The sequence below is a fragment of the Rhizobium sp. O111 genome (assembly GCF_055616315.1).
Genome location: NZ_JBSHXL010000001.1, coordinates 1,338,160 through 1,350,928, shown reverse-complemented (window position 1 = coordinate 1,350,928; position 12,769 = coordinate 1,338,160). Strand labels below are relative to the sequence as shown.

At 62.2% G+C, this 12,769-nt stretch carries 17 protein-coding genes; 2 read left to right on the top strand and 15 right to left on the bottom strand.

Annotated elements, in window-relative coordinates; genetic code table 11:
• Positions 1–14 precede the first annotated feature (14 nt).
• Both ACVTFQ_RS06945 and ACVTFQ_RS06940 read left to right on the top strand, forming a co-directional pair.
• Positions 15–1,235, top strand: a complete 1,221-nt coding sequence (locus ACVTFQ_RS06945) for a bifunctional 2-C-methyl-D-erythritol 4-phosphate cytidylyltransferase/2-C-methyl-D-erythritol 2,4-cyclodiphosphate synthase (RefSeq protein ID WP_112436302.1) — start codon at positions 15–17, stop codon at positions 1,233–1,235.
• Positions 1,232–1,732 carry a CinA family protein gene (locus ACVTFQ_RS06940; protein ID WP_111561427.1) on the top strand — a complete coding sequence of 167 codons (501 nt, stop codon included), beginning with the start codon at positions 1,232–1,234 and terminating at the stop codon, positions 1,730–1,732. Before ACVTFQ_RS06945 ends, ACVTFQ_RS06940 begins: the two co-directional genes overlap by 4 nt.
• A gap of 6 nt (positions 1,733–1,738) precedes the next feature.
• Here the strand turns inward: ACVTFQ_RS06940 and ACVTFQ_RS06935 are convergent, their stop codons facing one another.
• The 15 genes from ACVTFQ_RS06935 to ACVTFQ_RS06865 all read right to left on the bottom strand — a co-directional run bounded on the left by ACVTFQ_RS06935 (position 1,739) and on the right by ACVTFQ_RS06865 (position 12,647).
• Entirely contained in the window at positions 1,739–2,182 is a 444-nt protein-coding gene (locus ACVTFQ_RS06935) for a type II toxin-antitoxin system RatA family toxin (RefSeq protein WP_111561426.1), read from the bottom strand.
• 9 nt (positions 2,183–2,191) lie between these two features.
• The gene (locus tag ACVTFQ_RS06930) at positions 2,192–2,761 is read right to left on the bottom strand and encodes a P-loop NTPase family protein (RefSeq protein WP_111561425.1); all 570 of its coding nucleotides are present in this window, start codon (positions 2,759–2,761) and stop codon (positions 2,192–2,194) included.
• 42 nt (positions 2,762–2,803) lie between these two features.
• The gene (locus tag ACVTFQ_RS06925; RefSeq protein ID WP_111561424.1) at positions 2,804–3,391 is read right to left on the bottom strand and encodes a P-loop NTPase family protein; all 588 of its coding nucleotides are present in this window, start codon (positions 3,389–3,391) and stop codon (positions 2,804–2,806) included.
• A gap of 70 nt (positions 3,392–3,461) precedes the next feature.
• Positions 3,462–3,746, bottom strand: a complete 285-nt coding sequence (locus ACVTFQ_RS06920; protein WP_111561423.1) for a type II toxin-antitoxin system RelE/ParE family toxin — start codon at positions 3,744–3,746, stop codon at positions 3,462–3,464.
• Between the two features lie 5 nt (positions 3,747–3,751).
• Positions 3,752–3,988: a type II toxin-antitoxin system ParD family antitoxin gene (locus tag ACVTFQ_RS06915; RefSeq protein WP_111561422.1), complete on the bottom strand. Its 237-nt coding sequence runs from the start codon at positions 3,986–3,988 to the stop codon at positions 3,752–3,754.
• A 66-nt stretch (positions 3,989–4,054) separates the two neighbouring features.
• Positions 4,055–5,029 (bottom strand): lipoyl synthase, encoded by a 975-nt coding sequence (gene lipA / locus ACVTFQ_RS06910; protein WP_018899982.1) that lies wholly within the window; start codon positions 5,027–5,029, stop codon positions 4,055–4,057.
• 39 nt (positions 5,030–5,068) lie between these two features.
• A complete protein-coding gene (locus tag ACVTFQ_RS06905) occupies positions 5,069–5,317 on the bottom strand; it encodes a GlsB/YeaQ/YmgE family stress response membrane protein (RefSeq protein WP_111561421.1) in 249 nt (82 codons plus the stop codon).
• Between the two features lie 14 nt (positions 5,318–5,331).
• Positions 5,332–5,586 carry a GlsB/YeaQ/YmgE family stress response membrane protein gene (locus tag ACVTFQ_RS06900; RefSeq protein ID WP_111561420.1) on the bottom strand — a complete coding sequence of 85 codons (255 nt, stop codon included), beginning with the start codon at positions 5,584–5,586 and terminating at the stop codon, positions 5,332–5,334.
• 76 nt (positions 5,587–5,662) lie between these two features.
• Positions 5,663–7,108, bottom strand: coding sequence for a dihydrolipoyl dehydrogenase (gene lpdA / locus ACVTFQ_RS06895; RefSeq protein ID WP_111561419.1), 1,446 nt, complete (start codon positions 7,106–7,108; stop codon positions 5,663–5,665).
• Between the two features lie 15 nt (positions 7,109–7,123).
• Positions 7,124–7,705, bottom strand: coding sequence for a GNAT family N-acetyltransferase (locus ACVTFQ_RS06890; protein WP_162718125.1), 582 nt, complete (start codon positions 7,703–7,705; stop codon positions 7,124–7,126).
• Positions 7,706–7,707: 2 nt separating this feature from the next.
• Positions 7,708–8,349, bottom strand: a complete 642-nt coding sequence (locus ACVTFQ_RS06885; protein ID WP_018899987.1) for an SGNH/GDSL hydrolase family protein — start codon at positions 8,347–8,349, stop codon at positions 7,708–7,710.
• Between the two features lie 19 nt (positions 8,350–8,368).
• The gene (locus ACVTFQ_RS06880) at positions 8,369–9,715 is read right to left on the bottom strand and encodes a pyruvate dehydrogenase complex dihydrolipoamide acetyltransferase (RefSeq protein ID WP_111561417.1); all 1,347 of its coding nucleotides are present in this window, start codon (positions 9,713–9,715) and stop codon (positions 8,369–8,371) included.
• A gap of 18 nt (positions 9,716–9,733) precedes the next feature.
• Positions 9,734–11,116 (bottom strand): pyruvate dehydrogenase complex E1 component subunit beta, encoded by a 1,383-nt coding sequence (locus ACVTFQ_RS06875; RefSeq protein ID WP_111561416.1) that lies wholly within the window; start codon positions 11,114–11,116, stop codon positions 9,734–9,736.
• Between the two features lie 17 nt (positions 11,117–11,133).
• Positions 11,134–12,180, bottom strand: coding sequence for a pyruvate dehydrogenase (acetyl-transferring) E1 component subunit alpha (pdhA, locus tag ACVTFQ_RS06870; protein WP_018899990.1), 1,047 nt, complete (start codon positions 12,178–12,180; stop codon positions 11,134–11,136).
• 146 nt (positions 12,181–12,326) lie between these two features.
• Complete coding sequence (locus ACVTFQ_RS06865) at positions 12,327–12,647, bottom strand: FtsB family cell division protein (protein WP_111561415.1); 321 nt, start codon at positions 12,645–12,647, stop codon at positions 12,327–12,329.
• Positions 12,648–12,769 lie beyond the last annotated feature (122 nt).

Genomic DNA, 12,769 nt, shown 5'->3' with positions numbered 1-12,769 from the left:
CTTTTTGGGGATTTATGCCGCAAATGCATCAAAAGCAACCGATATCGATCGGAATTATCGTGGTGGCCGCAGGCCGGGGCGAGCGCGCCGGCGCATCCGTCGAAGGCCCAAAGCAGTATCGCCGGATCGGTGGCCGACCCGTCATTGCCCACACTCTCGAACTTTTCGCGACATGGCCCGCAGCAACTGAGATCGTCGCCGTGATTCACGCCGATGATGAAGCGCTGTTTGCGAAGGCAACCGCTGGTGTCACCTCCAAGCTGCCGATCACCACCGTCCACGGCGGCTCGACGCGCCAACAGTCGGTGCTCGCAGGGCTTCGGCACCTGAAGGACAAGGGGATCACCCACGTCCTGATTCACGACGCTGTACGGCCGTTCTTCGATCACGATCTGCTCGACCGCGTCGCGGCCACCCTAGCTAAGGGCACGGCTGCCGTGCTGCCGGCCATGCCGGTTGCAGATACGCTGAAGCGTGCGGATCAATCCGGTATCGTGGTCGAGACCGTGCCCCGCACGCAACTCTACGCGGCGCAGACACCGCAATCCTTCGACTTCGGCATCATCCTTGCCGCGCATGAGAAGGCGGCAGCGGCCGATCGCACCGACTTCACAGACGATGCGGCGATCGCCGAATGGGCCGGCTATCCCGTGACCATCGTCGAGGGCATGGCCGACAATGTAAAACTGACAGTGAGGCGCGATATCGCAATGGCCGACCAGAGACTTTCCAGCACACGCCTTCCCGACGTGCGCACCGGCAACGGCTACGACGTTCACCAGCTCGAGGCCGGCGACGGCGTGACGCTCTGCGGCGTGTTCATTCCGCACGACCAGAAGCTGAAGGGCCACTCAGACGCCGACGTCGCACTGCATGCGCTGACGGACGCACTGCTTGCCACCTGCGGCGCGGGCGATATCGGCGACCATTTCCCGCCATCGGACCCGCAATGGAAGGGTGCGCCGTCGCGCATCTTCATCGAGCATGCGGCCAAGATCGTGCGCGAGCGCGGCGGCACCATCATGAACGCCGACGTGACGCTGATCGCCGAAGCGCCGAAGGTCGGGCCGCACCGCGACACGATGCGCGCCATGCTTTCGGAGTTTCTCGGCATCTCGATCGACCGCTGCTCGGTCAAGGCGACGACCAACGAGACGATCGGCTTCGTCGGCCGCCGCGAGGGGATCGCCGCTATTGCCACCGCCACCGTCGTCTATCAGGAGATAGCCCAATGAGCCTCTATCCCGCCGATATCCTGTCCGAGGCCGAAGCCATTATCAGGACATTCGGCGCGGCGGGATTGATGGTATCGACGGCGGAATCATGCACCGGCGGGCTGATTGCCGGCGCGCTGACCGAAATCTCGGGCTCGTCCGCCGTGGTCGACCGCGGCTTCGTCACCTATACGAACACCGCGAAGATGGAGATGCTGGGCGTCCAGGAAGCGACGCTTGCGCGCTTCGGCGCGGTGTCGGAGGAGACGGCGCGGCAGATGGTGCATGGCGCCCTCTTCCGCTCGCGCGCATCAATCGCCGTCGCGGTCACCGGCATTGCCGGGCCAGGTGGCGGATCGGCGGAAAAGCCTGTTGGCCTCGTGCATCTTGCCGCCAAGTCACGCAACGGTGACCTCATTCACAACAAGATGCTCTATGGCGATATCGGTCGTGGCGAGGTTCGTCTCGCCACCGTCAAGACGGCGCTGGCGATGATCCGACAGCTCGGGCCGCAGTAAGCCGGATCAGCTGTAAATCTTGCCCGCGCGCGTTTCGAAGGCTTCGGTGAACATCCGGAAGGCTCGGTCGAACATCGAGCCCATCAGAGCGCCGAGGATACGGCTCTTGAACTCGTAGTCGATGAAGAAGTGCACGTTGGAGCCCGACGCCGTGTCTTCGAAGCGCCAGCGGTTGTCTAGATACTTGAAGGGGCCGTCGATGTATTTGACGTCGATGACGCGCTCGGCCTTGTTGAGCAGCACCTGCGTCGTGAAGGTCTCGCGGATCGCCTTGTAGCCGACCGTCATGTCGGCGATGAGCAGAACCTTGCCATCGCGCTCCTTGCGGCTGCGGACCGCAAGGCCTTCGCAGAGCGGCAGGAATTGCGGGTATTTCTCGACATCGGCAACGAGATCGAACATCTGGTCTGCGGAATGCGGGACGGGGCGGTGCGTTTCGAACTGAGGCATGACCGGCAGTTAAGCGGGCGCGCCGAGAAGATCAAGAAGGCGGCGCATTTCACGGTGCGATTTCAACTGAAGGACGGGCACATCGGGCTTGTATCGCTCGATGCCCGCAAGGATGAGCGGCGCCCAGCGGCGCTCGAAGTTCCAGATGTAGGTCAGGAACTCGCCATCCAGCTTTTCCGGGCAACCCGGCGCCATCTCCGGCCGCGCCTTGCCCCGCCAGCGAAGCCACCTTGTGGTGACACCAAGCAGACACCGCCAGCGCGGCAGCCGCACCCAGAGCACCATATCGGTGCGCGGCATCCTGAGATCGAAGGTCGAGGCGCCGGTGCCGTCCATCAGCCACCGCTCTTCGGCGACAGCGGCCGCGATCATCTCGCGCTCTTCGGCCTTTGGCCGTTTCACCCAGCCGGGTAGCCAATAGAAGTCGCGGTCCATCGAGATGTGCCGCACGCCAAGCAGCGCGCCGAGGCGCCTCGACAGTGTGGTCTTGCCGCCGCCGGAGCAGCCGATCACGAGAATGCGGTCGGCGCGGCTGACGAGGTTGGCGGCGCTGGCGATATCGGTGACGAAATTCGGCATGTCCTTCCCTCCTGCAAGCAAAGACCGAATCAGGCTGTCATCCTAGCCGATGGCTTCGAGGCGCTGAAGCAGCTGTCCCATCTGCGCCCTGCTCTTCAATTCGACGAGCGGGACGTCAGGCCCATGCAGGCGGATGCCTTCCATGAACTCGGGCACGTCGTCCCTCTCGAAATTCCAGACATAGGATATGAACTCCCGGTCCGGCCACTGCTCCAGGCACCCAGGCGCCATGTCGGGACGCGTCCTGCCGCGATAGACGATACCGCGCTTGAAGATGCTCCATAGGCAGAGCCAGCGCGACACCCTCACCCACAGGACCACATCGGCGCGCGGGAGCCTGAGATCGAGCGTTCTCGGATTATTGCCGTCTATGATCCAGCGCTCCTCAGCAACGATCTTGGCGATGATCTCGCGCTGCTCCGGCCTCGGTCTCGACACCCATCTTGGAAGCCAGAAGACCTCGCGGTCCATGGAGACGTAGCGGACGCCGAGGATCCGCGCGAGCTTCTGCGCCAGCGTACTCTTGCCGCCACCTGACGAGCCGAAAATGACGATGCGGTCGGCGCGCTTCAGGAATTCGGCCGCCTCACCGAGATCGGTGACGTTCAGCCGATGCTTCGGTTGTTGCAACACGATGGCCTCTTGTCTGATTGCGGGGAAGATCAGGCCGCCTGGACGGGTATGGAAAGCTCTACCGGGATTATGCCTGCCAATTCTCGTGGCCATGGCGCACGCGGATGATGAGAATGCCACCATCACCCAACTCATGGTAGACGATCAAGTGAGCGCCGCAAGGATGTATCCTCACGGGTGGGGTGATTTCTTTGCGAAGCCGAGCGAGTTTCGGATTATCCGCGAGTATTTCGAAGATATCGCCCAAATGACGGTGATAGCTGTCGGCTTGCGCTTTTCCAAAAAGCCGAAGGCCTGTCGCGTGAATAGTGCGAAGATCATGAGCGGCCTGGCGCGACAGCCGGTAGCCCATGAGAACTATTCCGCTGCTTCGTTGAGCGACCGCAGAATGTCATCCATTGTTTCGTCGGAGACGCCGCTCGCCAGCCCTTCATCGACAAGAGCCTGCATATGGGCGATCTTGGTCGCGCGCTCCTGGTCGCGGCGAACGAGATCGCGCACGTAGTCGGATGCATCGGCATAGCAGCCGGCGGCGGCCTGCTTTTCCAGCCAGGCCTTCATCTCATCCGGCACGGTCACTGTCACCACGGGCATGACGTGTTCCTCTGTTGCATTGCCTGCAGCCGATCATGGCACAGCAGGCCACACAAGAGAACCGTCTTACTCCGCAGCCACCAGCAGCTTCTTCTCACGCGCCGCGCGCAGGCGGGCGAAGTCGTCGCCGGCGTGGTGCGAGGAGCGGGTCAGCGGGCTGGAGGCGACCATCAGGAAGCCCTTGGTGTAGGCGACCGTCTCATAGGACTTGAATTCCTCGGGCGTGACGTAGCTCATCACCGCGTGGTGCTTGCGGGTCGGCTGCAGGTACTGGCCGATCGTCAGGAAGTCGACGTCGGCGACGCGCAGGTCGTCCATCAGCTGCAGCACTTCGTTGCGCTCTTCGCCGAGGCCGACCATGATGCCCGACTTGGTGAACATGGTCGGGTCCAGTTCCTTAACCCGCTGCAGCAGGCGCACGGAGTGGAAGTACCGGGCGCCGGGGCGGACGGTCAGATAGTTGCCCGGAACGGTTTCCATGTTGTGGTTGAAGACGTCGGGCTTAGCGGCGACGACGCGCTCCAGCGCACCGGGCTTCTTCAGAAAGTCGGGCGTCAAGATTTCGATTGTGGTCGTCGGCGATGCGGCGCGGATCGCCCAGATCACCTTTTCGAAGTGCTCGGCGCCGCCGTCTTCCAGATCGTCGCGGTCAACCGAGGTGATGACCACGTGGCTGAGGCCCATTTCCTTGACGGCCTTCGCCACGCTCTCAGGCTCGGCCATGTCAAGCGCGTTCGGCTTACCGGTCGCGACGTTGCAGAAGGAACAGGCGCGCGTACAGATCTCGCCCATGATCATGAAGGTGGCGTGCTTCTTGTCCCAGCACTCGCCGATATTCGGGCAGCCGGCCTCCTCGCAGACGGTGACGAGCTTGTGCTCCTTCACGATCGAGCGGGTTTCGGCGTAGCCCTTGGAGGTCGGCGCCTTGACGCGGATCCAGTCCGGCTTGCGCATGACTTCCGTGTCCGGGCGATGCGCCTTTTCCGGGTGCCGCACGCGCTTTTCAGCGCTTGGATTGATCCTGTCGAGAATAGTTACCATCAATAACCTGCCTTCAAACCGCCGAAACGGCCTTCTTCGTCAGCGTCTGACGAGTTTTGCCAGAAATAGCAAGATACAAGAGCCGATGAAACCCGTCACAAGGTAACCCTGCCAACCGCTGGTGACATAGATGCCGGCGCGGGCAAAGATCGCGCTCGCGATAACGGCACCGACGATGCCGATGACGATGTTCATCAAAACGCCGAAGCGTATGCCCATCAAAATGCCCGCGAGCCAGCCCGCCAAGCCGCCGACGATGATCGCCGTAATCCAGCCCACACCTTCCATCCAGTCCTATCCCCTCAAGCTATCGCCCTTGCGATCAACACCACGATGATGGCGCCGACCGTGGCGTGAATGATTTGCACCACGATGGCGCTGTCTATGCCCAGGTCGATCCCCAGCGCGTTGAAGAGAAAGCCTCCGACGAACGCGCCGATGATGCCGCTGAGCAGGCACCGTATCAATCCGCCTCCGCCAACGATCAGGCTGGCGAGGAACCCCGCGACCAGACCGATCAGGAGGAAGATAAGCAGTGCCTGCGTACCCATAGACATGATGATTTCCTTTCGCTTTTTCCAGTCCAAGATTGAACGTGGTTCAATCCGTCATAGAGAGCGGCGAAGAAAATTATCAAGCGTTGAGGACGCGACCATAAGCATCCAGAACCGCTTCCTTCATGGTTTCGGAAACCGTCGGATGCGGGAAGATGGTGTGCATCAGTTCTTCTTCGGTCGTTTCCAGGTTCATGGCGACGACGAAGCCCTGGATGAGTTCGGTGACTTCGGCGCCGACCATGTGGGCGCCGAGCAGTTCGCCGGTCTTCTTGTCGAAGATCACCTTGCAGAGACCCTGGTCTTCGCCGAGCGCGATCGCCTTGCCGTTAGCGGCAAACGAGAAGCGACCGACGCGAATGTCGCGGCCGGCTTCCTTGGCCTTGGCTTCGGTCAGACCGACGGAGGCGACCTGCGGGTGGCAGTAGGTGCAGCCCGGGACCTTGCCCTTGTCGGTGGCGTGAACGTTCGGCAGGCCGGCGATCTTTTCGACGCAGACGACGCCTTCGTGCTCGGCCTTGTGGGCGAGCATCGGCGGGCCGGCGACGTCTCCGATGGCGTAGATGCCGGCGATGTTGGTCTTGCCGTAGCCGTCGATGACGACGCAGCCGCGGTCGGTCTTGACGCCGACGGCTTCGAGGCCGAGGTTTTCGATGTTGCCCTGGACGCCTACGGCCGAGATCATGCGGTCGGCGGTGATCTGCTGCACCTTGCCGTCAGCCGTCTCGACATGCGCGGTCAGGCTATCGGCGGCCTTTTCGACCTTGGTGATCTTGGCGCTGGTCAGGATCTTCATGCCGCGCTTCTCAAGCTGCTTGCGCGCGATCGCGGTCACTTCGACGTCTTCGACCGGCATGATGGTCGGCATGACTTCGACGACCGTGACATCAACACCCATCGAGCGGTAGAAGCTCGCGAACTCGATGCCGATGGCGCCCGAGCCCATGACGATCAGCGACTTCGGCAGGGCTGCCGGCTTCATCGCCTCGAAATAGGTCCAGATCAGCTTGCCATCCGGCTCGATGCCCGGCAGCGCGCGCGGACGAGCGCCGGTTGCGATGATGATGTGCTTGGCAGTGTAGGTGCCCTCGCCCTTGACGTTCTTCGGAACCGGATTCTGCGGCTCGACGACGGGCTTGGAGGACTTGCCGACGACGATTTCGCCCGGCTTGGTGATCTCGGCTTCGCCCCAGATCACATCGACCTTGTTCTTTTTCATCAGGAAGCCGACGCCGCCGTTCAAGCGGGCGGAAACGCCGCGCGAGCGGGCGACGACTGCCGTCACGTCGGCGCTCATCTTGCCTTCGAGAACGAGGCCGTAGTCCTTGGCGTGGTTGGCGTGGTCGAGCACCTCGGCCGAGCGCAGCAGTGCCTTGGTCGGGATGCAGCCCCAGTTCAGGCAGATGCCGCCCAGGTGCTCGCGCTCGACGATCGCGGTCTTGAGACCGAGCTGGCTGGCGCGCACAGCGGCCACATAGCCGCCGGGACCGGAGCCGATGATGATGACGTCGTAATTCTCAGCCATGTTTTCCTGCCTTTGTTATCGGGCGTCGCGGGTGAGAAGCACCCACTCGTGTTTCCTGCTGCTTTCGAAAAGAGACATTGCGTTTTGGCGCGCCGCTTCCGAAAATCCATTCTTCTTGTAAAGCGACAAAGCCGCTTCATTGTCACTTGCGGTGATCAGACTGACCGGCAGCGACCCTGCCCTGTCGATCTGACCTTTAAGTATTTCCCTGCCGATCCCGATGCCGCGCAGATGGCGGTAGACGCCGAGCGTTGCAATGAACCAGCTGCCAACAACCATCTTCTGCAGGTCGATCACCGGCTGCAGCGCCACGCGGTCGACCTCCATGTTCTTTACGTCCTCGCCCAGCGCATAACCGATCGCCGCGCCCGCCGTCTCACCGTAAGCTTCGGCCAGCATCGCATGGCGCCATGTGCCGTAGCCTTCGTCCTGACGCATCTTCAGCCGGCCAAGCTCCATCGGCGTATCGGTGCCGGTGCCGCCCAGTTCACCCAGCCAGAGCCAGGAGGCGAAGCCATGGGAGGCAATGTCCGAGAGGATCGCCAGTTCGGCCGCGTCATCCCTTGTGGCGGGACGCAGCGTCACGAAAGACGCCACCGTCAAAGCCCCAACATCATCCGCACGGTCGATTCCATGCCGCGCCCGAGAGCGCGGGTATTGTCGGCGTCGAGATGGATGCCGTCGAGCGGCGTCGTCTTGGCCACCGAATTGCCGTCGAAGAAACCGCAACCGAGCTCATCGGCGAGATCCCGATAGAGCGTCGCCAGCATTGCCGATTCCTCGATGCCGCCAATGAAGGAGGCCGCGAAGGGCACGTTGGCCGTCTCGCAGATCCTCGGCGGCGCGACGATCAGGATATCCGGCACGTCGAAGTCGAACGGCCAGGCGTGGTTGCGGATCAAACGCACCAGCCGGGCGATGCCCTGGCAGGCGGCGAAGGCCGATCCGGCCACGACATTCTTCATGTCGTTGGTGCCGAGGAGCAGAATGACGAGATCGAGCGGCGCATGCGTCTGCAGAATGGTCGGCAGGACGCGGGCGCCGTTGCGGTCGCAATCGGCCAGATGGTCGTCGAAGGCGGTGGTGCGGCCGTTCAATCCCTCGGCGATAACCCGGACCTCGTTGCCGAGTGCTGCCTGAAGCGCACTCGGCCAACGATCCTTGTACTCATGACGACCGACGGAAGCGGCGTCATAACCCCAGGTCAGGCTATCACCATAGCAAAGAACGGTCTTCGTCATTTCCGCCTCCGCCGTTTGATCAGACGAGCATGCCCATCGGGTTTTCGATGTAGCCCTTGAACGCCTGCAAGAGCTCCGCGCCCAACGCGCCATCGACGCAGCGGTGGTCGGTCGACAGCGTGACGGTCATCACGGTCGCGACAGCCAGCTGACCGTTCTTGACCACGGGGCGCTGCTCGCCCGCACCGACCGCGAGGATCGTTGCGTGCGGCGGGTTGATGACGGCGGCGAAGTGCTTGACGCCCATCATGCCCATGTTGGAGACCGACGAGGTGCCGCCCTGATATTCTTCAGGCTTCAGCTTGCGGTCCTTGGCACGCTTGCCGAGGTCGCGCATCTCGTTGGAGATGGCCGACAGGGTCTTTTCCTCGGCCTTGCGGATGATCGGGGTGATCAGGCCGCCCGGGATCGAGACAGCAACGCCGACATCGGCGTGCTTGTGCTTGACCATGTTGGCTTCGGTCCAGGAGACGTTGGCATCAGGAACGTCGCGCAGTGCAAGCGCCATGGCCTTGATGACCATGTCGTTGACCGACAGCTTGTAAGCCGGCGCGCCTTCCTTGCGGGGAGCCGCGTCGTTGAGCTGGGCGCGCAGCGCCAGCAGCGCATCGAGCTCGCAATCGACGGTGACGTAGAAGTGCGGCACGGTCTGCTTGGATTCGACCAGGCGCTTGGCGATGACCTTGCGCATGCCGTCATGCGGCACGAGTTCGTAGGAACCCGGCTCGAACAGCTTGAGAACGGTCTCGTCGGATGCGCCCTTCGGTGCGGCGGCAGGAGCCGATGCGGCAGCCTGCGGAACAGCGGCAGGCGCAGCCTTGGCGCCGCCACCGGCGACGGCGGCTTCGACGTCGCTCTTAACGACGCGGCCATGCGGGCCGGAGCCAGCAACAGCCGACAGATCGATACCGGCTTCCTTCGCCAGACGACGCGCGAGCGGCGAGGAGAAGGTGCGGTTGCCGCCCGTGGAAGCAGCGGCAGGCGCTGCCGCGGGTGCTGGAGCGGCCGCTGGCGTGGCCGGAGCCGGAGCGGCTTCGGTCTTTGCCTCGGCCTTCGGCGCTTCGGCAGCCTTCGGTGCCGGAGCAGCCGAGCCAGCGCCGCTTGCGGTGGCAGCGACGTCTTCGCCATCGGCGGCCAGAACGGCGATCAAGGCATTGACCTTGACGCCTTCGGTGCCGGCGGGAACGACGAGCTTGGCGACGACACCTTCGTCGACCGCTTCGACTTCCATCGTCGCCTTGTCGGTTTCGATCTCGGCGATGACATCGCCAGACTTAACCGTATCGCCTTCCTTGACCAGCCACTTGGCGAGGTTGCCCTCTTCCATGGTTGGAGACAGGGCAGGCATCGTGATGTTGATAGGCATCGAAATACCCTTCCCTTGTTACTTGTAGCAGACGGCTTTCACGGCCTGGACGACTTCGTCGACGCTTGGCAGCGCAAGCTTTTCGAGGTTGGCGGCGTAAGGCATCGGAACGTCCTTGCCGGCGATCGTGAGAACCGGCGCATCGAGATAATCGAAGGCCTGCTGCATGACGCGGGTGGCGATTTCGGTTCCGACCGAGTTCTGCGGGTAGCCTTCCTCGACGGTGACGAGACGGCCGGTCTTCTTGACCGATTCGATCACGGTCGGCAGGTCCATCGGACGCAGCGTGCGCAGGTCGATCAGTTCGACGTCGATGCCGATCTTTTCGAGTTCGGCGACGGCCTTCGTAGCGTAGGTCATGCCGATACCGAAGGAGACGATCGTGACGTCCTTGCCCTGGCGGTGGATGCGGGCCTTGCCGATCGGGAGAACGAAATCGTCCATCTTCGGCACGTCGAAGTGCTGACCGTAGAGGATTTCGTTTTCAAGGAAGACGACCGGGTTCGGATCGCGGATCGCAGCCTTGAGCAGGCCCTTGGCGTCGGCTGCCGTGTAGGGCATGACGACCTTGAGGCCCGGGATCTGGCTGTACCAGGCCGAGTAATCCTGGCTGTGCTGGGCGCCAACGCGGGCAGCCGCACCGTTCGGGCCACGGAACACGATCGGTGCACCCATCTGGCCGCCGGACATGTAGAGCGTCTTCGCAGCGGAGTTGATGATCTGGTCGATCGCCTGCATGGCGAAGTTGAAGGTCATGAACTCGACGATCGGCTTCAGGCCGGACATCGCAGCACCGACGCCGACGCCGGCAAAGCCGTGCTCGGTGATCGGGGTGTCGATGACGCGGCGTGCGCCGAATTCCTGCAGCAGGCCCTGGGTGACCTTGTAGGCGCCCTGGTATTCGGCCACTTCCTCGCCCATGACGAAGACGTTGTCGTCGGCGCGCATTTCCTCGGCCATGGCGTCGCGAAGCGCTTCCCGCACGGTCATGGAGACCATTTCGGTGCCGGCGGGGATTTCAGGATCGTTCGGAACCTGAGCCTTCGGCTCAGCGGGAACCGGCGCTGCGGCAGCGGCGGGCGCTTCAGCAGCCTTGGGTGCTTCGGCGGCGGCCGGCGCGGCAGCAGCAGGTGCAGCCGAGATGTCGGACGCGGATTCGCCGTCCTGCAGGAGAACAGCGATCTTGGCGTTTACCTTGACGCCTTCGGTGCCGGCGGCAACGAGCAGCTTGCCGATGACGCCTTCGTCGACGGCTTCGACTTCCATCGTCGCCTTGTCGGTTTCGATTTCGGCAATGATGTCGCCGGAGGTGACCTTGTCACCTTCCTGCTTCAGCCACTTGGACAGCGTGCCTTCTTCCATCGTCGGAGAGAGGGCGGGCATGAGAATATCGATTGGCATGGGTCTACCCTCCCCGATTACAGCAGAATGTCGGTGTAGAGCTCGGATGCATCCGGCTCCGGTGCGGCCTGGGCGAAGTCGGCGCTATCGGCGACGATGTCGCGAACGTCCTTGTCGACCGCCTTGAGATCGTCCTCTGAGGCCCAGCCCTTTTCGATGAGGCGTGCCTTGACCTGCTCGATCGGATCCTGCTCGGAGCGCATCTTCTGCACTTCTTCCTTGGAGCGATACTTGGCCGGGTCGGACATGGAGTGACCACGATAGCGATAGGTCAGCATTTCGAGAATGATGGGCCCCTTGCCCGAACGGCAATGCTCGAGCGCCTCGTCGGCAGCAGCCTTGACGGCGCGAACATCCATGCCGTCGACCTGGACGCCGGGGATGCCGAAGCCGGAACCGCGCAGCGAATAGTTCGACTGCGCCGTGGCGCGGGCCGTGGACGTACCCATGGCGTAACGGTTGTTCTCGATGATGTAGATGATCGGGAGCTTCCAGAGAGCAGCCATGTTGAAGCTCTCGTAGACCTGGCCCTGGTTGGCAGCGCCGTCGCCGAAATAGGCGATCGAGACGCTGTCATTGCCGCGATAGCGGTTGGCGAAGGCGAGACCGGTGCCGAGCGACACCTGGGCGCCGACGATGCCGTGACCGCCGTAGAAATGCTTCTCCTTGGAGAACATGTGCATCGAGCCGCCCTTGCCACGGGAATAGCCGTCGATGCGGCCGGTCAGCTCGGCCATGACGCCGCGTGCGGTCATGCCGGTTGCCAGCATGTGACCGTGGTCGCGGTAAGCGGTGATGACCTGGTCCCCTTCCTTCTGCGCCATCTGCATGCCGACGACGACAGCTTCCTGGCCGATATAAAGGTGACAGAAACCGCCGATGAAGCCCATGCCGTAAAGCTGGCCCGCCTTCTCTTCGAAACGGCGGATGAGCAGCATTTCGCGATAGGCCTTGAGCTCTTCATCACGATCGAAATCGGCCACCGGGCCACCATTCGATGCCTTGGCTGCAGGCTTTGCGCTTGTCTTACGGCTGGAAACGGTCGCGTTTTTTCGCGGAGCCATTCAACCCTCCCTATGGGTTTATCGGTTCTTGGGTGGTGCGCACCATAGGGAAGAATTTTCGCCACAGCAATGCCATAAATGCATGGCTCATATTCTGGCGCAAGTTGTTGATAAATATCAATTTATTTCGATTAACCTGATTTCGGTTAATTCGAATAATGATTGAATATGACGATCTCGTCGGCGCGGGAGAAGTTCAGCTGCAGACGGGCCTTCTCGTCCAGCATGTCCTTGTCCATGGAACCATCACTTAGGAGCGCCACCTGCTTTTCAAGGTGCTCGCGCTTATTTTTAAGCACGGCCAGCTCTCTTTCGCGCGCAATGCGCTGGCGCTCGAACACTTCTGTCGCGCGCAGGCCGTAGTCGCCATGGATGCAATGGTAGCCGAAATAGGAGAGAAACGCGACCGCCATCGCCGGAATGACGAAACGGCCGATCTTTTTCTTCTTATGATGCTTGGTCCACATACACGCATTCTCGAAACGCATTACCCTTGACCAGAAGACTACCGGGCAGAGATTAACCGTCCGTTGACTATGACCGCGGCGCAACAAAAAACCCGCGCCGTCATGAACTGTCCCCGAAAGTT

Bases quoted from the DNA above. Each gene is read 5' to 3' on its own strand.
- ACVTFQ_RS06945 (WP_112436302.1), top strand. From the start codon at position 15: ATGCCGCAAATGCATCAAAAGCAACCGATATCGATCGGAATTATCGTG.
- ACVTFQ_RS06940 (WP_111561427.1), top strand. From the start codon at position 1,232: ATGAGCCTCTATCCCGCCGATATCCTGTCCGAGGCCGAAGCCATTATC.
- ACVTFQ_RS06935 (WP_111561426.1), bottom strand. From the start codon at position 2,182: ATGCCTCAGTTCGAAACGCACCGCCCCGTCCCGCATTCCGCAGACCAG.
- ACVTFQ_RS06930 (WP_111561425.1), bottom strand. From the start codon at position 2,761: ATGCCGAATTTCGTCACCGATATCGCCAGCGCCGCCAACCTCGTCAGC.
- ACVTFQ_RS06920 (WP_111561423.1), bottom strand. From the start codon at position 3,746: ATGGGCTACCGGCTGTCGCGCCAGGCCGCTCATGATCTTCGCACTATT.
- ACVTFQ_RS06915 (WP_111561422.1), bottom strand. From the start codon at position 3,988: ATGCCCGTGGTGACAGTGACCGTGCCGGATGAGATGAAGGCCTGGCTG.
- lipA (WP_018899982.1), bottom strand. From the start codon at position 5,029: ATGGTAACTATTCTCGACAGGATCAATCCAAGCGCTGAAAAGCGCGTG.
- ACVTFQ_RS06905 (WP_111561421.1), bottom strand. From the start codon at position 5,317: ATGGAAGGTGTGGGCTGGATTACGGCGATCATCGTCGGCGGCTTGGCG.
- ACVTFQ_RS06900 (WP_111561420.1), bottom strand. From the start codon at position 5,586: ATGTCTATGGGTACGCAGGCACTGCTTATCTTCCTCCTGATCGGTCTG.
- lpdA (WP_111561419.1), bottom strand. From the start codon at position 7,108: ATGGCTGAGAATTACGACGTCATCATCATCGGCTCCGGTCCCGGCGGC.
- ACVTFQ_RS06885 (WP_018899987.1), bottom strand. From the start codon at position 8,349: ATGACGAAGACCGTTCTTTGCTATGGTGATAGCCTGACCTGGGGTTAT.
- ACVTFQ_RS06880 (WP_111561417.1), bottom strand. From the start codon at position 9,715: ATGCCTATCAACATCACGATGCCTGCCCTGTCTCCAACCATGGAAGAG.
- ACVTFQ_RS06875 (WP_111561416.1), bottom strand. From the start codon at position 11,116: ATGCCAATCGATATTCTCATGCCCGCCCTCTCTCCGACGATGGAAGAA.
- pdhA (WP_018899990.1), bottom strand. From the start codon at position 12,180: ATGGCTCCGCGAAAAAACGCGACCGTTTCCAGCCGTAAGACAAGCGCA.
- ACVTFQ_RS06865 (WP_111561415.1), bottom strand. From the start codon at position 12,647: ATGTGGACCAAGCATCATAAGAAGAAAAAGATCGGCCGTTTCGTCATT.